Source organism: Litorilinea aerophila, assembly GCF_006569185.2.
Taxonomy (GTDB): Bacteria; Chloroflexota; Anaerolineae; order Caldilineales; family Caldilineaceae; genus Litorilinea; species Litorilinea aerophila.
The window spans coordinates 164,549-184,678 of record NZ_VIGC02000008.1 but is presented as its reverse complement, the minus strand read 5'-3'; the positions used below and the strand labels follow the sequence as shown (position 1 = coordinate 184,678).

The 20,130-nt window shown below is 63.2% G+C and carries 23 protein-coding genes; 12 read left to right on the top strand and 11 right to left on the bottom strand.

Annotated elements, in window-relative coordinates; translation table 11 throughout:
• Positions 1-106 precede the first annotated feature (106 nt).
• A complete protein-coding gene (locus tag FKZ61_RS08200; RefSeq protein WP_141609594.1) occupies positions 107-1,264 on the top strand; it encodes an NAD-dependent epimerase/dehydratase family protein in 1,158 nt (385 codons plus the stop codon).
• 438 nt (positions 1,265-1,702) lie between these two features.
• Here FKZ61_RS08200 and FKZ61_RS08195 read toward each other — a convergent pair whose 3' ends face one another.
• Positions 1,703-2,188, bottom strand: coding sequence for a MarR family transcriptional regulator (locus FKZ61_RS08195; protein ID WP_141609593.1), 486 nt, complete (start codon positions 2,186-2,188; stop codon positions 1,703-1,705).
• A 90-nt stretch (positions 2,189-2,278) separates the two neighbouring features.
• Here FKZ61_RS08195 and FKZ61_RS08190 point away from each other — a divergent pair, with 90 nt between their 5' ends.
• The 5 genes from FKZ61_RS08190 to FKZ61_RS08170 all read left to right on the top strand — a co-directional run bounded on the left by FKZ61_RS08190 (position 2,279) and on the right by FKZ61_RS08170 (position 5,291).
• Positions 2,279-2,578: an NAD(P)-dependent oxidoreductase gene (locus FKZ61_RS08190; protein WP_141609592.1), complete on the top strand. Its 300-nt coding sequence runs from the start codon at positions 2,279-2,281 to the stop codon at positions 2,576-2,578.
• 118 nt (positions 2,579-2,696) lie between these two features.
• Entirely contained in the window at positions 2,697-3,074 is a 378-nt protein-coding gene (locus tag FKZ61_RS08185) for a hypothetical protein (protein ID WP_141609591.1), read from the top strand.
• 56 nt (positions 3,075-3,130) lie between these two features.
• A complete protein-coding gene (locus FKZ61_RS08180; protein ID WP_141609590.1) occupies positions 3,131-3,763 on the top strand; it encodes an NAD(P)-dependent oxidoreductase in 633 nt (210 codons plus the stop codon).
• Positions 3,764-3,774: 11 nt separating this feature from the next.
• The gene (locus tag FKZ61_RS08175) at positions 3,775-4,251 is read left to right on the top strand and encodes a hypothetical protein (protein WP_141609589.1); all 477 of its coding nucleotides are present in this window, start codon (positions 3,775-3,777) and stop codon (positions 4,249-4,251) included.
• Positions 4,252-4,736: 485 nt separating this feature from the next.
• On the top strand, positions 4,737-5,291 hold the full coding sequence (locus tag FKZ61_RS08170) for a hypothetical protein (RefSeq protein WP_141609588.1): 555 nt from the start codon (positions 4,737-4,739) through the stop codon (positions 5,289-5,291).
• 157 nt (positions 5,292-5,448) lie between these two features.
• Here FKZ61_RS08170 and FKZ61_RS08165 read toward each other — a convergent pair whose 3' ends face one another.
• Complete coding sequence (locus tag FKZ61_RS08165; RefSeq protein WP_170199429.1) at positions 5,449-5,586, bottom strand: hypothetical protein; 138 nt, start codon at positions 5,584-5,586, stop codon at positions 5,449-5,451.
• 277 nt (positions 5,587-5,863) lie between these two features.
• On the opposite strand from FKZ61_RS08165, the gene FKZ61_RS08160 reads away from it, so the two are divergent.
• Together FKZ61_RS08160 and FKZ61_RS08155 are read left to right on the top strand one after the other, a co-directional pair.
• Complete coding sequence (locus FKZ61_RS08160; RefSeq protein ID WP_211358464.1) at positions 5,864-6,793, top strand: HNH endonuclease; 930 nt, start codon at positions 5,864-5,866, stop codon at positions 6,791-6,793.
• Between the two features lie 7 nt (positions 6,794-6,800).
• Positions 6,801-7,769 (top strand): D-2-hydroxyacid dehydrogenase, encoded by a 969-nt coding sequence (locus FKZ61_RS08155; RefSeq protein ID WP_141609587.1) that lies wholly within the window; start codon positions 6,801-6,803, stop codon positions 7,767-7,769.
• 8 nt (positions 7,770-7,777) lie between these two features.
• Here the strand turns inward: FKZ61_RS08155 and FKZ61_RS08150 are convergent, their stop codons facing one another.
• The 8 genes from FKZ61_RS08150 to FKZ61_RS08115 form a co-directional block, all read right to left on the bottom strand.
• Positions 7,778-8,575, bottom strand: coding sequence for an ABC transporter permease (locus tag FKZ61_RS08150; RefSeq protein WP_141609586.1), 798 nt, complete (start codon positions 8,573-8,575; stop codon positions 7,778-7,780).
• A 20-nt stretch (positions 8,576-8,595) separates the two neighbouring features.
• A complete protein-coding gene (locus FKZ61_RS08145) occupies positions 8,596-9,327 on the bottom strand; it encodes an ABC transporter ATP-binding protein (protein WP_229964185.1) in 732 nt (243 codons plus the stop codon).
• Positions 9,328-9,363: 36 nt separating this feature from the next.
• Entirely contained in the window at positions 9,364-10,002 is a 639-nt protein-coding gene (locus FKZ61_RS08140) for a DUF3105 domain-containing protein (protein ID WP_141609584.1), read from the bottom strand.
• Positions 10,003-10,112: 110 nt separating this feature from the next.
• A complete protein-coding gene (locus FKZ61_RS08135) occupies positions 10,113-11,393 on the bottom strand; it encodes a metal-dependent hydrolase family protein (protein ID WP_141609583.1) in 1,281 nt (426 codons plus the stop codon).
• Positions 11,394-11,541: 148 nt separating this feature from the next.
• Positions 11,542-12,372, bottom strand: a complete 831-nt coding sequence (locus tag FKZ61_RS08130; protein WP_141609582.1) for an ABC transporter permease — start codon at positions 12,370-12,372, stop codon at positions 11,542-11,544.
• On the bottom strand, positions 12,362-13,282 hold the full coding sequence (locus FKZ61_RS08125) for an ABC transporter permease (protein ID WP_141609581.1): 921 nt from the start codon (positions 13,280-13,282) through the stop codon (positions 12,362-12,364). Before FKZ61_RS08125 ends, FKZ61_RS08130 begins: the two co-directional genes overlap by 11 nt.
• Before the next feature lie 36 nt (positions 13,283-13,318).
• Positions 13,319-14,944, bottom strand: coding sequence for an ABC transporter substrate-binding protein (locus FKZ61_RS08120; protein ID WP_141609580.1), 1,626 nt, complete (start codon positions 14,942-14,944; stop codon positions 13,319-13,321).
• 159 nt (positions 14,945-15,103) lie between these two features.
• Positions 15,104-16,120: an LLM class flavin-dependent oxidoreductase gene (locus tag FKZ61_RS08115; RefSeq protein WP_211358463.1), complete on the bottom strand. Its 1,017-nt coding sequence runs from the start codon at positions 16,118-16,120 to the stop codon at positions 15,104-15,106.
• Positions 16,121-16,298: 178 nt separating this feature from the next.
• Between FKZ61_RS08115 and FKZ61_RS08110 the strand changes: the two genes are divergently transcribed.
• From FKZ61_RS08110 to FKZ61_RS08095, 4 genes are all read left to right on the top strand, one after another.
• A complete protein-coding gene (locus FKZ61_RS08110) occupies positions 16,299-16,706 on the top strand; it encodes a TIGR04076 family protein (RefSeq protein WP_211358462.1) in 408 nt (135 codons plus the stop codon).
• Between the two features lie 366 nt (positions 16,707-17,072).
• Positions 17,073-18,185: a tRNA 2-thiouridine(34) synthase MnmA gene (mnmA, locus tag FKZ61_RS08105; protein WP_141609578.1), complete on the top strand. Its 1,113-nt coding sequence runs from the start codon at positions 17,073-17,075 to the stop codon at positions 18,183-18,185.
• Complete coding sequence (locus tag FKZ61_RS08100) at positions 18,176-18,448, top strand: hypothetical protein (protein ID WP_141609577.1); 273 nt, start codon at positions 18,176-18,178, stop codon at positions 18,446-18,448. The genes mnmA and FKZ61_RS08100 overlap by 10 nt, the downstream gene beginning before the upstream one ends.
• Positions 18,449-18,454: 6 nt before the next feature.
• Positions 18,455-18,814, top strand: a complete 360-nt coding sequence (locus tag FKZ61_RS08095; RefSeq protein ID WP_141609576.1) for a hypothetical protein — start codon at positions 18,455-18,457, stop codon at positions 18,812-18,814.
• Here FKZ61_RS08095 and recF read toward each other — a convergent pair.
• Positions 18,796-20,082: a DNA replication/repair protein RecF gene (gene recF / locus FKZ61_RS08090; protein ID WP_141609575.1), complete on the bottom strand. Its 1,287-nt coding sequence runs from the start codon at positions 20,080-20,082 to the stop codon at positions 18,796-18,798. The two genes, FKZ61_RS08095 and recF, sit on opposite strands and share 19 nt — an antisense overlap.
• Positions 20,083-20,130: the final 48 nt, after the last annotated feature.

Sequence of the window (20,130 nt, the reverse complement as noted above, 5' to 3'; positions counted from 1 at the left end):
GCTGGCCGGCCCCACACCGGGGCGGACAAGGTGCCCCCGATCCCAGGTGCGTACCCATGCGCGCGGTCGCCACGACCAGTACATGCAGCCATTGGGAGGAAACACCATGCGTATATTTGTCGCCGGCAGCACCGGCGCACTTGGCAAAGCCCTGGTGCCGCTGCTCCTGGAGCATGGCTATGAAGTGATCGCGCTCACACGCAGCGCTGAGAAAGCCAGAGCGCTCGCGACGCTCGGCGCGCAACCCAGCATCGCCGATCCGCTCGACCGGGACGCCTTGACTGCCGCCGTCCGGCAAGCAGAGCCGGAGGTCATTGTCCATCAATTGACGGCGCTCGCCGACGCGACCGGCAATTTCAAGCGCTTCGACCAAGAGTTCGCGCTGACCAACCGCCTGCGCACCGAAGTCACCGACACGCTGCTGGCCGCGGCGCGGCTGGTGGGCGCACGGCGGTTCATCGTGCAAAGCTATTGTGGCTGGCCGTTTGCACGGGTGGGTGGCCCGGTCAAGACGGAGGAGGATCCGTTGGATCCGAATCCACCGGCCAGTTTCCGCCAGACACTGGCAGCGATCCGCTATCTCGAGGATGCCGTGTGCAACGCGACCGATGTGGAAGCACTGGCGTTGCGGTACGGCATGTTCTACGGGCCCGGCACGGGCATCGCACAGGACGGAAGACTGGTCGAGCTCGTCCGCAAGCGACGTTTCCCGATCGTCGGCAACGGCGCCGGGATCTGGTCATTCATCCATATCGAGGACGCGGCGCGCGCGACTGTCGCGGCCATCACTCACGGCTCACCCGGCATCTACAATATCGTCGACGACGAGCCGGCTCCGGTCGCCGTCTGGCTACCGTTCCTGGCCAACGCCGTCGGCGCCAAGCCACCGCGGAAGGTGCCGGTCTGGTTGGCCCGGCTGCTGATCGGCGCGGGTGGCGTGTCAATGATGACGAAGATCCGTGGTGGTTCCAACGCTAAGGCGAAACGTGAGCTCCGCTGGCAGCCGATCTACCCGAGCTGGCGGCGCGGCTTTGTGGAAGGGCTGGGCGAGAACACTGCCACGCGTCCGGCAGGAGGGGGCGCACCACCGAATGGCGCTAAGGCCAAGCCATCCACTGGCTCCGGAGACATTCGCTGGCGGAGCGCGTCTGACATGCCGAAGGGGTGTCTCACACGACGACCCTTGTCTCGGATTAGCCACAGAGTAGAACTGGGTCCGAGATTGACAAGTGAAAAGTCGCAAGGAGTTTGTATGAACGCCTGAGTCAAGCGGGTGTTTGGCAATTTTCGCCACCACATGTGGCCTATTTTGGGGCATACCACGCTAGACACCTCTTCTGCGCCGGAAGCAGCGCAAACAATGCGTACAGCAGCTCGATGCTTTGCTCGGCACGGGTTGCCCCGGCCTGCGCACGTACTTGCTACAGCACTGGAAAGCGAGCGATAAAGTGAAGGCGGGCGCGGTGCCAAGAGGTGGCCGCTCTGCAAGAACGTTTGTCAGCTGTTCGACGTAAAGCATGGCGGACGGGTCGGGTTTTGGTTTTGGAAGGTTTTGGGCCTACCGTCCTACAACCAAAACCTCGACCTGTTCATTTTTTTGTCGTGTAGTGCAGTATGGTCTCCCACTCTGCCAGCAACTCTTCACTCTTCACAGGGAACTATCTAATTTCAGCACCCGAGATGTAAACCTCTCTGTACACAATCAAGCCTTCTTCGCCGCCTCCCCGCGCAGCCGCGCAGTTTCGGACTCCATAATCTGGGTGGCTTGCTGAATGAAATCCACTATGGCCTGGAGTTGTTGAGGGCTGTAACGAGCCATTAGCGCCTCCATTTTCTCGGTCAATTCCCTGAAAACTTCTTCTATCTTCTGCTCTATCTCTGGGGTAGCGGTAGGGTAGACCAGAACCTTGCGCCGATCGTTGGGGTCACGCTCGCGGCGGGCAAACCCGGCTTGCTCAAGGCGGTCAATGACCAATGTCACCGCCGCAGTGCTCATGCCGGTGAGCGCCGCCAGTTGTGTGGGATTCATTGGCCCCATCCGGCTGAGTATTTCGCCGCACTTCCAATCGGTGGCGCTGAGACCAAAGCATTCAGCAACCGCACTGTGGTAAAGCACCACAGCTGTACTGAAGCGACGACCAATCTCCGTCGCCAAAACGGGTTGAACAGATCGGGTTTTCCTTGACATTGAGTGCCTCCTGTGCTATTCTACCACAAACCTAATTACTAATATAATTGGTAATCAATACTATATAATAATTTTGCGAAAGGAGCATATATGAAGCTACTGGTGTTCAGTTCAACAGGGCGTACCGGTCGACACGTGCTCGAGCAGGGGATCCGCCGAGGCCATCAGATCACGGCCTTTACCCGCCGCCCAGAGGCTTTGGCGGGCTTAGAGGGGCTAGCTGGGGTAATACAGGGAGATGCGCTCGACCTGGCCGACCTGCGCAAAGCAGTACCCGGCCATGACGCAGTGATCACGATCGTCTCCCCACCCAACCTGGGACCGACAACCGTTATCAGCCAACCGACACTCAACCTCGTTGCTTGGTACCCACGAACTGCCTGGGAATGATGGTGACGTCGCGCTGTGCGAACATCGCCGGCCAGTTCGATACTACCGACCTGTTGGACGAACTGTTCACCCACGATGAGGCATGCTTTCCTGCGAAGGCAGAGGAGAGAATACCGAGATGTCCGATTCGAAAAAATCGACCTGGTCCGCTTCCGGAGAGATGGACGCTCCCCCCAAGGAGGTGTGGAAGGCACTCGTGTCCTTTCTCGAGCAATCCGGCCTGGGCAAGGTCACGATAGACGAGGTGGAACGACGAGCCTCCCTCCAAGGCGAGTGGTGGTACCGAGGTGAGTACATCGTCAAGGACCACAACGGGAGAACCCTGATCCAGTACCGCGTCTACAACATCGCACCGGGCACGACCCGCTGGCTCGTGCCGCTGTTCGCCCCGTCCAATAGGAAGCTGGGCGAACAGTTTCAGGACATGCTGCGCACCCTGGGGAAGACCCTGCGCGCCAGTGGTCGCTACCACCCCAACAAAAGCACATCTGAATAACGCTCTATCAGACAGTTGATCATCATCGGCAATCGATAAACTCTTCAAGAGGGCATATGAAGCTACTAGTGATCGGTTCAACAGGGCGCACTGGTCGACACGTGCTCGAGCAGGGGATCCGCCGAGGCCATCAGATCACGGCCTTTACCCGCCGCCCAGAGGCTTTGGCGGGCTTAGAGGGGCTAGCTGGGGTAGTGCAGGGAGATGCGCTCGACCTGGCCGACCTACGCAAAGCAGTACCCGGCCATGACGCAGTGATCACGATCGTCTCCCCACCCAACCTGGGGCCGACAACCGTTATCAGCCAAACGACACTCAACCTCATCACCGTGATGAAGGAAAGCGGAGTACGTCGGATAGTCACGACGAGCAGCCGCAGCATCGTAGCCAGCCGTCCCTGGTTGGCAGTTACGCTCGCCTGGGTGATTTTTCGGGCTGCCTACGCCGACCTGGCGCGGGCCGAGGGCATACTCCAGGCGAGCGGACTAGACTGGAGCATTGTGCGGGCTACCATGCTCAACGATAAGCCCGGAAGCGGGGAGGTACATACAGACAGTGAACCCAATCCCACCGGCGGCCACTGGCAGCTTTCCCGCGCTGACTATGCCATGACCTTGTTAAACGTGGTAGAGGATCCGCACATGATCGGCAAAGCCATCGGGGTAAATGGAGCCCGTTCAACTCGTTAGAGGAGGCTGGTATGAACCTAACCTGGATCATAGTGGTACATTATCTGCACGTGCTGGCCGGAATGACTTGGTTTGGCGGATACGTGTTCATGGCGCTCGGCGTCTGGCCCACGCTGCTACGCCGTCCTCCTGCTGAAGCAAAGGCCACCCTCCAGGTCATGGACAGGTTTGTTGGCCGCTTGATGATGCTTTCAGGAACATTGGTGTTCTGGTTAGGAATCCTGCGCGGCACCTGGCTGGGACCGATCAGGAGCTGGGGATACTTGCTCACTACAGCTTATGGACTTACCTTCCTGGTAGCCCTACTCTTGGTACTTGTGCTCACGGTGCATGGAGCCGTCTCGAGTCGCACTGTGTACGCAAAAGTTTGGGACGGGGATCGCTTCCGCCCGGGAGCAGCCCGCTATATCCGTAATAGCAACCTCTTCAGCCTAGCTTTATTCGTTTTGGTATTGCTGTGTATGGTACTGATGAGATTCGGTATGTGAAGGGAACACGCGTGCACTCTGGGAATCTCCCCTAATCGGAACTAGCCTTCGTAGCTAAAATTAGACTTTGCGCAAAGCGCTGAAGGATTGGGGGGCTCTCAAAAGGTATGGAAATATTCTGAAAGGGGGTGTGCAATAGCTCTGCACAATCGCGCGGAGTCATGTGCATCCCCCTTTGGGTAGTGGATTTTTATGAACTAAGCTTACATTCGACAGTCAACGCTAGTTCAAGGGATTAAAGCCAATAGGAAACTTATCCCTAAACCGGCGACCTACCATGGAATACATATCTATATCTATTATGCGTTGCATTCATTATCAGGCAGTCTGCCGTTTGGACGGCTACATCGCCGGCCCATAAAGCAAGTCGGATTGGATCCCCACGGATGCGGACGCTGAAGTGCCAGCTTGCGAGAGTCGTCCGAACGGCTCCATTATAGCGGATAATGCACGGTATTACCATTCCAAAAAGATGGAGGACTTTTATGATTACTTGGGCACTTTCCCTGATGAGTAGAAATGTGTTATTAATCACTATCTTAGTACTTGTGCCGGCAATAGGAAGAGTTATACAAACAGATGAAGTGCGCATCGTCAACAAACAAACATATTGGCTAATTGAAATAATTGTTGAGGGGGCTCGGGTTATTCTCTTCATTTTCTTAATTGGCAGCGGTGTATTTTCCCTTGGTATTGAGCGGATTAAGTCCATATTTAAAACGCCCAAAATGCAGTGGTATGTCATTCCGTCAACAGTGTTTCATTCAATAAAGACCCATTACTTTGAACTCCTTGCCACAACAGTCGTTTTTACCTTGCTAGCCTTCTTATTGAATTCCCTTATACAGTACTTGGTATCCGACGAGAAGCTCCTGTTAAGTATACATAAAAACACAACACTAAAATTTTTGAACAAAACATCTTTAAGCTTGTTCCTAAAAAATCTCTCGGTAATACCACTGACATTATTTTATGAAGCATGGCTGATACTTACTCTGCTAAACCTGCTTTCGACAGTTCACTCCGGTTTAAAACAATAGGAGACCTCTCCCTGAACTAGTAACGGGTTGCACGTCCATAATCGAGCCACCAGCCGGGGCCCAAGACCAGGTATGAGAGATGGCCAATGTCAAGGGGCTCCAGCAGACCAACATCGATGCCCGGGACACAGTCTCAGGTGCCTCACCGACGTCGGACCTATGAGCCACCAGCATCCAGGTGGGTGGCACTGGTGGCAATGGGATAGTGCCCGTCCAGCTCCTGGGCTTTGACCAGCCCCTGGTGGTGGATGCAATAGGGCAGGCGCAGGGCACCGTCTTCACCGGCCAGCCCCACCTCCTATCGGACCAGCGATCACGTATGGAAACGTGACCTACGATGACTCTTGGTTAGGGAATCGATATAAAATGCAAAGACAGTGATGCTTTTTGCAGGGGAGTCATGTTACAATAGGATTAGGTGAACTCCGCCCAATTGCTCAAAAGAGCTCCCTACTTAAAGGTACATGGGGGACTTCGAGGAAGCGGGATTCATATGAACCGGCCATGAGTCTCCACCTGAAAGCTCCCTGAATCACGAATCAATCCCAGATAGCAGGACCAGACAGCAGGAAATGCCCGGCAGGAAACCTGACCCCGACCGCATCCACCAAATCGTCTGCTCCCTCCTTCCTGACGAAGACAAGAGAAAGCTATCTCTGGATGTATTTGTTGAAGCGATTCATTTCGCAGATTCCTGGGGTAACAACAAATGGGGCGTATACTGTGATACCGGCCATGTCCGTCTGGTGGTCGGCAGTATTATTGTGTGCTCGATTGAGGAAGAAGTTATCTGGATGGCATTAGACGAGGAAACGCTGGCCACAGCAGATGATGCGTTACAATTACTGGAAGCGATCGATGAATGGCAGTGGGACCATGATGACTACCCAACGTTTCAACGAGTCCCTTCAAGAAACGGATATTACACGCCTTCCTCAGCCCATGGGGAGGTTTGGCCCATCATCAAATCGCTCCATTTCCCGTTTATCGAGAAGGTCGCCCATAAATTTCGCCAGCTAAAGACAAACAGCCAGGCCAAGCACAATCCATCTCTGGTGCTCTACCTGCGGGAGAAAACAGAGCGCCCCGTTCTGGAACCGCACTACGGACCAGGCAGGCCCGAATGGATGTTACCTGAAGAAGTGCAGGATGATGCAACCTTCCCTGAAGGCGGCAAACAACGCATAACAGTCAACGCCTATGAGCGGAATCCCAAAGCACGGGCTGCATGTATCGCCCATTACGGCGCCTATTGCCAGATCTGTGGGTTCGACTTTCAGGAACAATATGGGGAAGCAGGGCGAGGCACAATTCATGTGCACCACATTAAGCCACTCTCAGAAGTGGGCGAAAAATATCAGGTGGACCCAATCCGAGACTTAATTCCTGTTTGCCCAAATTGCCATGCAATTATCCACAAACGAAACCCTCCCTATACCGTGGAAGAGGTTATCCAGTTTATAAAAAACCGAAAGAGCAAGATTCATCCCCACAGGTCATAACGTACCCATGGACTCCATCCCAACGCCCACCGTCTGCTTTGCCCATCCCGCCTATCAACTGGCCGACCGCTTCGCCCGGCGCCAGACCGGCATTCCCCACTTCCAGGTCTGGTCTCCATCGGCGCTGGCGGAGCGCATCGGCGAGGCCGATGTGCTGGTGATCTCGGGCTTCTGGCGCCACGAGCTCCTGGAGAAGGCGCCCCGCCTCCGCTTCATCCAGTCCATCGGCGCAGGCTACGACCAGTTCCCCCTGGACGAACTGCGCCGCCGGGGCATCCACCTGGCCAGTGCCCAGGGCGTCAACCGCAACGCGGTCAGTGAACATGCCATGGCCCTGATCCTGGCCCTCACCCGCCACCTCCCCACCGCCCGGGACAACCAGCGCCGCCACTTCTGGCGGGGCATGATCCCGGACGTGGACCGGCGAGAGGATGAGCTGGGCGGCAAGACCCTCCTGATCGTGGGGCTGGGCGGGATCGGCTCCCGGCTGGCCCGCCTCGCCCGGGCCTTCGACATGCGGGTCCTGGCCACCAAGCGCAACCCGGCCACCGCAGCGCCGGAGACTGCCCACGAAGTCCACCCACCGGACCGGCTGGCCGATCTGCTGCCCCAGGCCGACTTCGTGGCCCTCACCTGCCCGCTGACCCCAGAGACGGCCCGGCTGATGGACAGGGCCGCCCTGGCCGCCATGAAGCCCTCAGCCTACCTGATCAACGTGGCCCGGGGCGGCTGCGTGGACGAGCCCGCCCTGCTGGATGCGCTCCGCAACGGCACCATCGCCGGCGCGGCCATCGACCACTTCTGGGATGAGCCGTTGCCCGCGGACTCCCCCTTCTGGGACCTGGAGAACGTCCTGATCACGCCCCACACCGCAGGCGAGACCCGCCGCTATGAAGAAAATCTGCTGGACATCTTGCTGGAAAACCTGGAGCGGCTCCGTCGGGGGGAGAGGCCCCTGCGGAACCAGGTAGTCTAGCCAGGAACTCACGCCTCCCCGGCTGGGGTCAGCGCGGCCGGCAGGCGGAGCTGATGGGCCGGGGTGAAGAAGACCCGGGCCGTGAGAAAGGCCGCAGCCAGGGCCGTGAACGCGGTTGCGCCCACCAGCATGTACATGACAATAATTTGAAGCTGGACGGCCTCCAGGGGGGAAGCTCCAGCCAGGATCATGCCCGTCATGGCGCCCGGCAGCTTGATCAGGCCCACCGTCTTGGTGGTGTCGATCACCGGCAACATGGCCGCCCGGATGGAACGGCGCAGGATAGGCTGGACGGCCTGGCGGCTGGTCGCGCCCAGGGCCAGGGCCGTCTCGATCTGGAGACGCTGCTCCACCACGTCGTCCCGCAGCCGGGCCATGACCAGGGAACAGGTGGTCATGGTGTTGCCGATGACCATGCCGGCCACCGGAATGATGAGCTGGGGAACAAAACGAAAGATGCCCAACGCCACCAGCAGGCCGATGGTCAGGAGGGTGCCCACGCCGATGCTGGCCGAGGTGATGAAGAGGGTGTTGGGGATGCCACTGCCCCGCTGGGCCGAGGTGTACGCCGCCACGGCCAGCATGACCACGATCAGGAAAAGGGTCCAGCCCACGCTCTCCTGGGCGAAGATGAGGTCCAGGGCATAGCCAATGGCGATGAGCTGGACAAAGGAGCGCACCGTGGCCATGACCAGGTCCTGGCCGAGGCCAGCCCGCTGCCAGTAGCCCAGCAGGCCAGCCAGGGCCACCAGGGCAATGCTGGCCAACACCCGGGGAAAATCGATGGCCCAGAAAAAGTCCAACATGGTAGGGGACTCCAGGTTCTTCAAGAATGCCGGCCGGCCAGCTCCCCCGCGGCGAAGCGGGAGAGCAGATGCTCATGATCGCCCTGGGCATGGAGCACGTGGGCCGGTTCGCCCTGGTCCACTATCTGGCCATCCACCAGCAGGTAGAGGTAGTCGGCGATGTGCTCCGCCTGTTCCACGTCGTGGGTCACCCAGATGACCGCCAGCCCATCTTTCCGGCTGCTGCGCCGGACCTGTTCCTCGATGTGACGCCGGGAGGCCGGATCCAGCGCACTGGTGGGCTCGTCCATGAGCAGCACCTGGGGGCGGTTGGCCAGGGTGCGGGCCAGGGCGACCCGCTGGGCCTGGCCACCAGATAGCTCCGATGCCGGGCGATCTGCCAGGGCCGGGTCCAGGTCGGCCTGCTCCAACAGCGCCCGCAGCTCGGCGTCGCCCAGGGACTCCCCCCGCAGGGCCGGCCCGTAGCGCAGGTTGTCGGCCACCGTGCCGGGGAAGAGCACCGGCTGCTGGAAGACCATCCCCACCTGTCGCCGCAGTTGAATCACATCCACCCGGGTCACATCCCGCCCATCCACGAAGACCGTCTGGGGCGGCGGCTCCAGCAGGCGGTTGATGCAGCGCAACAGGGTCGACTTGCCGCTGCCGCTGGGCCCCAACAGCCCCACGATTTGCCCCCGGTCTGCCGTGAGGGAGACCTCCCGCAGCACGGGAACGCCGCCCCGTTCCAGGGAGAGGCGACGGACTTCGACCATCACGGAATCTGCCATGGCTCTGGCCTGGAACCGGCCCTACCCGATGCCGGCCACGTGATGATCGATGCCCTCATAGCGCTCGATGAAGGCCCGGATCCGTTCCGCGTCCACCTCGTCCATCTTGAGGACCTTCTGCCAGGCGACTACCGCAATGCGCGCGCCCATGTCCTGGTGCAGGGGCTGGCTGTTGCCGATGGTCCAGGACGGATCGTTGGGCACCATGATCACGTGGCGCCGGGCCTGGATGTACGGGTCCACGATCTCCCGCAGGGCATCCACCACCTCCGGACAGCCTTCGGGACACTGATAGTAGACGATCACGCCGCCGTCCTCCAGGTTGTGGACCAGGTGTTCGTAGCGTTGGGGCTCGGTGTAGACGCCCCAGCTCACCAGGGTCTCATAGTGGGGACCGGAGCTGGGCGGGGTGGAATTGTAGGCGATGGGCGAGACACTGCCGAAGGCGATGTGGAGGTTCCCCTGAGAGGCGAAGGTCTCCTCACCGGCTACCGGCCGGCTGTTGCGGATGTTCAGGGCGATGACCGCGCCGATGATCACGGCGAAGAGCGCCACGCTGCCCCACAGGAGCAGCATCTGGTTGCGGCGACGGCGGGCTCGCTCCGCCCGGGCCCGTTCTCGACGGCTCCGGGCGGTTGGGTGAGCTTTCGATTTGGCCATGGCAACTCCTATTTCACAAAAATCCCAACGGACAACATTTGTGCCCTTTATTTTGCACGGGGACGGCCCGCTTGCCAAACGCCAGTCAATCCCGGCAGACTGTACGAATTTCAGTAGACCCGGGCAAAGGTGCCCCCGGCCAGTTCCACTCCGGGCAGGGCCAGGCCGGGCGCATCCAGGTTGGGCAGCTCGTTGCGGAAGACCGCGCCATCCTTCATCACCAGGCGCACCTGGCGCAGATCCCGGATCTCCACGTCGGGCCGGCCGTCCACCACGATCAGGTCTGCCTGCTTGCCCGCCGCAATGGTGCCCGTCAGCCGCTCCACGCCACAGAGCCGGGCCGAGTTGAAAGTGGCCGCGCGCAGGGCATCCAGGGGCGAGAGGCCGGCCTCCACCAGCAGCTCCACCTCTCGGATGGTGGCCACGGTCCCGTCCACCGGGTCGCTGGGCAACAGGTCCGTCCCCACGCAGAGGGTCACCCCTGCGGCGACGGCCCGGCGGATGGAGTTGAGATGCTCCACGGCGGCGGCCCGGGCCTTGGTGAGCATCCACTCCTGGACGCCATGGCGGCGCATGTAGTCCAGCTCCTGGGTGACGCAGAGGGTGGGTACCAGAAAGGTACCGGCCTCGGCCATCATCTGGGCCGCCTCCTCGTCGAACTGGTAGCCGTGTTCGATGCAGTCCACCCCCAGGCGCACCGCGTCCTTGACCGGCTGGCTACCGCCGGTGTGGGAGGCCACCCGTTTGTTGGCGCCGTGGGCCACCTCCACCACCGCGGCCACCTCATCGTCGCTCATCTGCTTGTCGGCGGGCTGTTCGCCGGGGGTGCCGATGCCGCCGGTCAGGCAGATCTTGATCAGGTCCGCGCCGGCCCGCAACTGCTCCCGGGCGGCCCGGCGGAAGCCGTCCACCCCGTCGGCCTCGATGCAGCTCACGGAGTTGTGGCCGTGGCCGCCGGTGGCGATGAGGGCGCTGCCGGCCGACTGGATGCGGGGCCCCGGCAGCACGCCCTTGTTAATGGCGTTGCGTACCGCGATGTCCATGAAGTGGGCCTCGCCCACGGCCCGGAGGCTGGTGGTACCGCTGTAGATGGCCTCCAGGGCCCGGCGATAGATGAGCATGGCCCGGTAGCCGGGGGCAAAGGGGTCGATGCGCTGCTCCGGGAAGGGCAGGCGCAGGGCCAGGTGTACGTGCACGTTGAAAAGGCCGGGCAACAGGGTCCGCCCCGCCAGATCCACCTGGCGGTCACCGGCCACGGGCGTGGGCGCCTCGGCTGCATCCGCCGGGCCGCACCAGGTGATCTGGTCGTCGGTGACCACCACCAGGGCCGACTCCACCGCCCTGGCCCCGGTCCCGTCCACCAGGCGACAGTTGTTGAAAAAGGTACGCATGGTCGTTCTCTCCTGAACGGATCTGGCGCCGCGGCCCCATGGACACGGCCGCGCGGTTGACTCAAAACGATTCGCTTCTCCCTTCTCCCCCGGTTTTGCTGGGGGAGAAGGGCTGGGGATGAGGGGGGAATGGTTACCCTCCCGACGCTCACCGGCGCTGGCGCAGGCCCTCGCCCATGAGGTTGGCGCTGGTCACGAAGATGACGATGGCCAGGCCGGGAAAGACCGCGTTCCACCAGGCGATGCTCTGCACGGCCCTGGCCTCGCTGACCATGCTCCCCCATGCTGGCGTGGGCGGCTGCACCCCCAGCCCCAAAAAGCTCAGGGCCGCCTCCGCCAGGATCATGCTGGACATGTTGACTGTGGCGATGACGGCCAGGGGCGGCAGCACCGAGGGCAGCAGGTGGCGCAGGAGGATGCGCCCATGACCGGCGCCGATGGCCCGGGCCGCCTGTACAAACTCCGCCCCCCGCAGCGCCAGGGTGGAGCCGCGACAGACCCGGGCGTACTGGACCCAGGTGACCAGGGCCAGCACCAGGATCAGGTTGGTCAGGCTCTGGCCGACGGCAGCCATGATGGCGATGGCCAGGAAGACCGGTGGAAAGGAGAGCTGGATGTCGATCAGCCGGCTGATGGTGCGATCCACCCAGCCGCCGAAGTAGCCGGCGGCCAGGCCGGTTAAGGTGCCCAGGGTGCCGCCCAGCAACACGGAAAAGACGCCCACCGCCGTGGAGACTCGGGCGCCGACCATGAGCCGGGAGAGAAGATCCCGGCCCAGCCGGTCGGTCCCCAGGGGGTAGGCCGGGTCGCTGCCGGGCATCCAGAAGGGGGGCAGCAGGGCCTTGGTCAGGTTCTGGGCCGCGTAGTCGTGGGGGCTGAGCCAGTGGGATAACCCCGCCACCGCCACCACGGCGACAAAGACGATGGCCCCCACCCAGAATTGGGCGCTCCGTCCCAGGCGTCTGCGGTTACGTCTCATGGCGAATCCGTGGATCGATGAGGGTGTAGATCAGGTCGACGGTCAGGTTGATGAGGACAAAGGCCAGGCCCACCACCAGCACCACCGCCCGCACCAGGGGCAGGTCCCGGTTCTGGATCCCCTGGAGCATCAGCCAGCCCACGCCCGGCCAGGCGAAGACCGACTCCACCACCACGGAGCCGCCCAACAGGCCGCCCAACTGTAGCCCCAGCACGGTGACGGTGGGGATGAGGGTGTTGCGCAGGGCATGGCGATAGAGCACCAACCGTTCGCCCAGTCCTTTGGCCCGGGCCGTGCGGATGTAGTCGTGCTGGAGGACGTCGATCAGGGTGGAGCGAACCAGGCGGGAGACCAGGCCGATGCTGTACAGGGAAAGGGTGATGCCCGGCAGGAGCAGGTGGCGCCATGTGCCCGCGCCGGAGGAAGGCAGCCAGCGCAGCCGGTCGGCGAAGGCCAGGATCAGGAGGATGCCCAGCCAGAACGACGGGATGCTGATGCCCACGAAGGTGATCAGGGAGGCGATCCAGTCCACCAGGCTGTTGGGTCGAGTCCCGGCCAGCACCCCCAGGGGGATGCCGACCAGGACGGTCAGGCCCAGGGAAAAGAGGGCCAGCTGCACCGTGGCCGGGAGCTTCTGCAACACCAGGGTCAGGGCCGGCTGATGGTAGCGGAAGGATTCGCCCAGGTCGCCCTGGACAGCCTGGACGAGAAAACGCCAGTACTGGACCAGGATGGGCTGATCCAGCCCGTAGAGCTGCCGGATACGGGCCACGTCTTCGGGCTTGGCATCCAGGGGGGCCAGCAGGGTCGCGGGATCGCCGGACAGGTAAATCAGCAGGAAGACCAGCAGACTGACGGCAAAAAGCACCCAGGCCAGGTGTTGGAGCCGTTGAACCAGGTATCGGGACATGGATCTATATTGCGGTAGAGTCTGTGGATAGAACCCTCACGCCGCCAGATGAATGTCGCCCAGGCGGATGATGCCATCCTGGTGGGGTTCCCAGCCCTGGACCTCGTTGCGGATGCCAAAGAGCCCCTGCTGGTTCCAGAGAAAGACCCAGGGGCACTCCTCGTAGATGATGCGGCCCAGCCGCTTGTACATCTCGTTGCGCTTCTCCGCGTCCATCTCCTTGGGCGCTTCGTCGATGATCTGGTTGACCTCCGGATTGTCGTAGCCCTGCCAGGCCGCGCCCTTGCGCCCCGAGTGGAAGTTGATACTCACGGTGGCGTCCAACAACACGCCCACCTGGGAGAAGAAGAAGGCGTCGTGGGTCTTGCCCAGCACCCCCTCCACGAAAGGGCTCCAGTCCATGACCTGCACCGTGGTCTGCACGCCCACCTCCGACCACATGCCGGCGATGGCCTCGCTGGCCAGCCTGTCGTTGAGGTAGCGGCCGTTGGGCGAAACCAGGGTCAACTCAAAGCCGTCGCCGTAGCCGGCCTCCGCCAGGAGCTGCCGGGCCTTGTCCGGATCGTAGGGATAGGGCTCCAGCTCGGGGTCGTAGCCGGGGATGCCGGGGCCGAAGGGACCGGCCAGCTGGTAGGCCGCGCCCTGCATGACGGTGTTGATCAGGGTGGGCACGTCGGTGGCGTAGTTGAGGGCCTGGCGCACTCGCACGTCCTGGAAGGGCTCCACCTTGAGGCTGTTGAGCACCACGATGATGGAGTTGATCTGGCGGAAGGCAATGACGCCGGTGGCCGGGTCGGCCTCCAGCTCCTGCCGCTGCACCGGATCCACCGGGGTGATCAGGTGGGCCTGGCCGGTCTTGAGCTCCACCACCCGGGTCGTCCCCTCCGGCACTGGCCGCCAGAGGATGCGCTGCAGCCGGGGCTGGCCGCTGAAGTGGGGCTGCCCCCCTGCCAGGGTCGCGGCTTCCACCACCATGCGGTCGCCGGGGGTCCACTCCACGAACCGGTAAGGGCCCGTGCCAATGGCCTGGGTGGCGGCGTCCACCTCGCCCGAGGTGATGGCCTTGGGCAATATTTCACAGTAGGTGGAGAGGACTTCGGCCAGCAGGGCAAAGGGGCCGTCGGTCTTGATGCGCACGGTCAGGGGATCGACCACTTCCACCTCCACCACCGGCGCAAGCTGGGCGGCGTAGACGTTCTTCAGGTTCGGATCTTTGAAGCGGGTGATGGAATCCCGCACGTGCTCGGCGCTGAACTTCTCCCCGTTGTGGAAGTAGACCTCATCCCGCAGCTTGAATTCCCAGGTGGTGTCATCCACCACCTGCCACTCGGTGGCCAGCCACGGAATCAACTGCATATCCGGAGAGCGCTCCAGCAACTTGTCGTAGATGGACCACACCATGCCCTTGGAGGCCCCGGAGGTGGTCACGTACGGGTCCAGAGATTCCGCGTCCACCCCCTGGACGATGACCAGTTCGCCCTGGGGGCCGGACGGGCCCTGGCTCTCGGTCACCTCCACGCTGGGCTGACCGCCGGTTGTTGCGGCCTCAGGCGCGGTGCATCCCCAGAGCAGGCCGCTGGCGGTCCCCGCGCCAACCAGGCCGGCCAGGCGGATAAAGTCCCGACGATTTAAACTATTGAAAATGTGCTTGGTTCGACCCATACGTTTCTCTCCTTTGGGCGATAGGCGGTTGTTGCATCTGTTGCGGGCGGAGGCCCGGGGCGGTTGGTCGTTCAGGCCGGGGGATGGGTTCGAGGTGAATCTGATTATAGCGGTTAGGGCGGAATTCCGGCAAAGCGCCCGGGAGCGGAGAAGCCGGCGCTATCCGCGCAGGGCCGGGAGCACCCGCTCGCCCAGGAGTCGCAGACCGGTCTCGGCCTCCAGGCCGTGGGGCGTACCGAATTCTACCCGGGCGGCGCCGGCCTCCAGGATGGCCCGGGCCTGGGCGGCCACCTGCTCCGGCGTGCCGGCAAAGGCAAAGCGGGCCAACAGCCCGTCAGAAATGAGCCCGGCGGCCTGGTCGAAGTCATAGCGGTCCGCCGCCGCCCGGATCCGGGCCAGGAGCTCGGGATCCAGCTCCAGGGTGGGGTCCAGGTCGGCCACCACCGGCAGGTAGAGGGCCACCTCCCGGCGAGCCCGGGCCCGGGCCGCCTGGCCGTCCTCATCCACCACGGTGACGGAGCCGATGACCACGCCCACCTCTCCGGCGGCCCGGCCGGCGGCCACGGCAGCCTGGTCGATCACGGTCCGGAAGTGGGGAACCACGTCCGGGTTGGCCGTGCCCCCCACCTTGACCTCGTGGATCCAGGCGATGCAGGCGCGGATGGTCTGGGCGCCCCAACTGCCCAGGAGGAAGGGGAGATCCGGCCGGAGGATGGGCCAGCGCAGGGTGTCGCCTCCGGCCAGGGGAAAGAGGTGGCCGGCGTAGGGTTCGGTGGAGCGGGTGAGCAGGTGCCGGATGCAGCCAAAGGCCTCCCGCAGGGCGGTCACCGTCCGCCGGGGCTCCAGCCCCACAAAATCCAGCCAGCTCCCCCGGGCCAGTCCCAGGTAGGCCCGCCCCTGGGACGCCTCGTCGATCAGGGCGATGTGGCCGGCGATGTTGACCGGATGACAGGTGAAGGGGTTGACCGCGGCCGGGCCAATGCGCACCCGTCGAGTAGCCCGGGCCACCTCCAGCAGGGGCAGCCAGGCAGGCTGGTAGAGCATGTCGTTGTAGACGGAGATGCCGTCAAAGCCATAGGCTTCCACCTGGGCCGCCAGCGCGCCGTACGCGGCCAGGGGTTTGTCAGTCTGAAAGGCAACGCTGATGGTCTGCCGGGAAGGGTCCAGATGGGTCACAGGGCATCCTCTCTGTTTGACGGGCTGCTCATCTTTGCATACCCTGTATCCTACCATGGCTGGCCCGTCCTGGCCCACATGGCAGGGGCGCCGGGATGGGTTTCAGCCTCCCTATGTCAACCTGGAGCCAGTCGGCGGGCGGAGCTGCCCCGCGCCTGTTGCAGCAAGGAGGGGGAGGATGCAGGAATCGAGTGGACAGATGACTCCACAGGGGAGCGAGAAGGCGTTTTCAGAGCCGGACGACCAGTTCGAGTTGTATGACCTGGCCGTGGTGGTGGAGCGGATTGAAGGCCACTGTACGTGTGCCATGGCCGAGGGGGATCGCTTCTACCTGCGCAGCGGCAAGATCTCTTTGCCGGACGGCGCGGACTTTTGCCTCTACGCGCTCCAGGCGGCCATCCCCCTCCTGCCGGCCAAGCAACGGCGCAACCACCCCGCCGACTGGATGGAGACCGACAGCCGGGTGGTCTGCCCGGATCCTGCCTGCCGCCTCATCATGCGCATCGACCGGATCGGCACCCGCGCCCTGCGCCACGACGAAGTCAGCGCCATCCCCTGGGACCAGGCCCGGCATGGCGCAGGGTGAGGCGACAGGGGGAATGGGTGCCCTTCCGGGCACCACCGTGCGGCCGGAGACCTCACCTGCGCCAGGGGCCGCCATCCGCTCAGACTGGACGCCACGGATATGTAGGGCGAGTCTCCGGCCCGCCGTGGGTGACTGTAAAATCTGTGGATCGGATCTGCAAAGATAGTGTGTGGCTCTACTGCACAAAGATCAAATGAGGACGCTGACCCACGCAGATGAACGCTGATTCGAGTGATTCCCTCCTGCACTTCTTTGCGCCTTTGCACCTTTGCGCCTTTGCGTTCAAAAACGCCCTTTTTGCAGGGGAGTCAGCGTGTAGTAGTCAAAACTCCTGCAAAAACACCGTTTTCATGTACAATACATCCTATGAACATGACGAAGCATACCAAAGCGCCTGCCGATACCACCGTCGTCGTCGCCATGAGCGGCGGCGTGGACAGTTCCGTGGCGGCGGCGCTGCTGGTGGAGCAGGGCTACAACTGCATCGGCATCATGATGCGCCTCTGGGCGGAAGTGGGCGCGGGCGAAGCGTCCACCAATAAGTGCTGCAGCCTGGAGAGCGTCCACGACGCGCGCCGGGTGGCCGACGAGCTGGGCATCCCCTTTTATCTAATCAACGTGGAGCAGCCCTTCAAGCAGCACGTGGTGGACTTCTTCATCGACGGCTATCGCCAGGGACTGACCCCCAACCCTTGCCTGGCCTGCAACCGCCACATCCGCTTCGACTACCTCTTGAACTACGCCAGGCGCCTGGGCGCGGACTACCTGGCCACGGGCCACTATGCCCGCCTGCGCCGCCAGCCGGACGGCACCGTTCACCTGCTCAAGGCGGTGGACGAACAGAAGGACCAGAGCTACGTGTTGAGCGTGCTGGGCCAGGCGGAACTGCAGGACGTTCTCTTCCCCATCGGCGAGTACCCCAAGGCCGAGGTGCGGCGCATGGCCGCAGCCCGGGGCCTGCCCATTGCCAGCAAGCACGACTCCATGGACCTCTGCTTCGTCGCCGATGACGACTACCGCCGCTTCCTGCGGGATTGGGCGGCGGACACCATGCGCCCCGGCCCCATCCTGGATCGGGCTGGCCGGGTGTGGGGCGAGCACCAGGGCCTGGCCGGCTACACCATCGGCCAGCGCAAGGGGCTGGGCATCGCCGGCGCCCAGGAGCCCCTTTACGTCCTGGAGCTGGACCACAGCCACAATGCCCTGATCGTGGGCACGGCGGACGAACTGGGGCGGGACCGATTGGTAGCCAGGCAAGTCAACTGGACCCTGGACCGACCGGTGGCGCCCGGCTATCGCGCCCAGTGCAAGATCCGCTATCGCGCCCGGCCGGCGGAGTGCACCCTGTATCCACAGCCCAACGGCGATGTGGAAGTCCACTTCGACCACCCACTGCGGGACATCGCGCCCGGCCAGGGGGCGGTCTTCTACGACGGCGACCTCTGCCTGGGGGGAGGTATCATCGCGTCATGGGTCTGATGGTCCCCCCCGGACTGCTGCTGGCCGCGCTCATCGCCCTGGGCTATGCCAGCCTCTTTCATCTTTGGGGTGGACGGAGTGTCCGGGATTTGCTACTCTATGTGGTAGCTGCAGGGGTGGGCTTTGCCCTGGGGCAGCTCCTGGGCCTGGCGACCCAGGTTTCGTTCTTCCAGATCGGCCAGCTTCACCTGGTGGAAGCCTCCATCGGCGCCTGGCTGGCCCTGATAGGCGCCCGGGAGGTGGGGCGCAAGGAAAAGGAGTAAACCCTGGTGATCAGCGCCACCATTCGAGACATCGCCATCATCATCATCGCCGTGGAAAGCATCGTCATCGGCGCCCTGATTGCGGTCCTGGTCTGGCAGGTCTGGCGGCTGGTCAGGCTGCTCCAGACAGAGATCCGGCCCATCATCGACGACGCGCAGGAGACCATCCACACCGTCCGGGGGACGGCCAGCTTCGTCAGCGACAATGTGGTGGAACCGGTGATCCGCACCAGCGGCAACGTGGTGCGGGTGCGACGCACCGTCCAGGCCCTCTTCACGGACTTGCGTCCGCTCCGGCGGCGCGGTCAGGCTTCATCCACCGGCGCCCCTTCCTCCCCGCCGGCCTCTCACTCCTCCAACTCCTGAGGGCCTGCCGAAGCAGGCTCCACCGTTCCATTCCGCACCTGCAATAGCTGGGCCTGACGCCGAAACTCCGGCGTGAAGTCCTCCCAGTCGGTCGTGGTCACAATGGCCTGGGCCACCCCATCCAACACCTGGAGCAGGGTGCGCCGGCGCCGCGCGTCCAACTCACTCATGACGTCATCCAGGAGCAGCAGGGGGGCCACGCCGGTGGCCTCGGTCATGGCCTGGACCTCGGCCAGCTTGAGGGAGAGCGCGGCAGTCCGCTGCTGGCCCCGGCTGCCGTAGGTGCGCAGGTCCCGACCGTTGGCCAGGAAACGGAAATCGTCCCGGTGGGGGCCGTAGAGGGTGGCGCCGGCGGCCAGCTCCCGGCTGCGGCGGCTGGCCAGCTTGGCCAGGAAGTGGGTGGCCACCTCCTGAGGCGCCAGGGGCGTCCGGATGGCCTGCCACTCCTGGGGCGAGGGCTCGCCGCCGGCCCGCAGGAGCTCGTACTCCATGGCGCTGAGGTGGCCGGGATTGAAGCCCGGGACGTACTGGAGGGCCAGCTCCTCCAGGCCATTGGTCAGGTCGTGGTGACGGGTACGGGCGATCTGCTCCAGCGCCAGGATGAAGTTGTGGCGCCGGGCCACCACGTAGCTGCCGTGCTGGGCCAGCTTTTCATCCCAGAAGGAGAGCTGGGCCTCCACGGCCGGATCGTGGGGGCGCGCCCGGGAAGCTCCCGGGGCTTCCCGCAGCCGTTTCAGCAGGCTGTTGCGTTGGGTCAGGACCTTCTGGTAGGCCGAGAGGGCCCGGCAGTAGGTTGGGTCGATCTGGCAGAGGGCGATGTCCAGGTAACGGCGGCGCTCGCCGGGGCTGCCATCCACCAGCTTCACATCTTCGGGCAGGAAGAGCACCGCCCGCATGAGCCCCACCAGGTCCAGGCTGCGCCTGTTGACGCCGTTGATCTTCACCTGCTTGGCGAAATGGCCGTTCTCCCCCCGGGGGGCCAGGATGATCTCCAGCTCCAGGCTGCGGGGCCGTTCGCCCTCCTGGAGTTCCACCCGGGCGGCCACCCGGCAGAAGGGGATGGGTTCCTGCTGGGCCTGCCAGTCCACCACCTCCCGTTCGGCCAGGGCGTGGACCGGCTTGCTGGTGGCCAGGAAGTAGATGGCCTCCAACAGGTTGGTCTTGCCCTGGGCATTGTGGCCCTGGAGCAAAGTCAGACGCCGGGTGAAATCCAGCTCCAGGCGGTGGTAGTTGCGAAAGTGGGTTAAGGAGAGGTGGGCCAGAAACATGGTGGGATGGAAGCGGCCGGCGCAGACACCGGCGGCCAGATGAAGGCG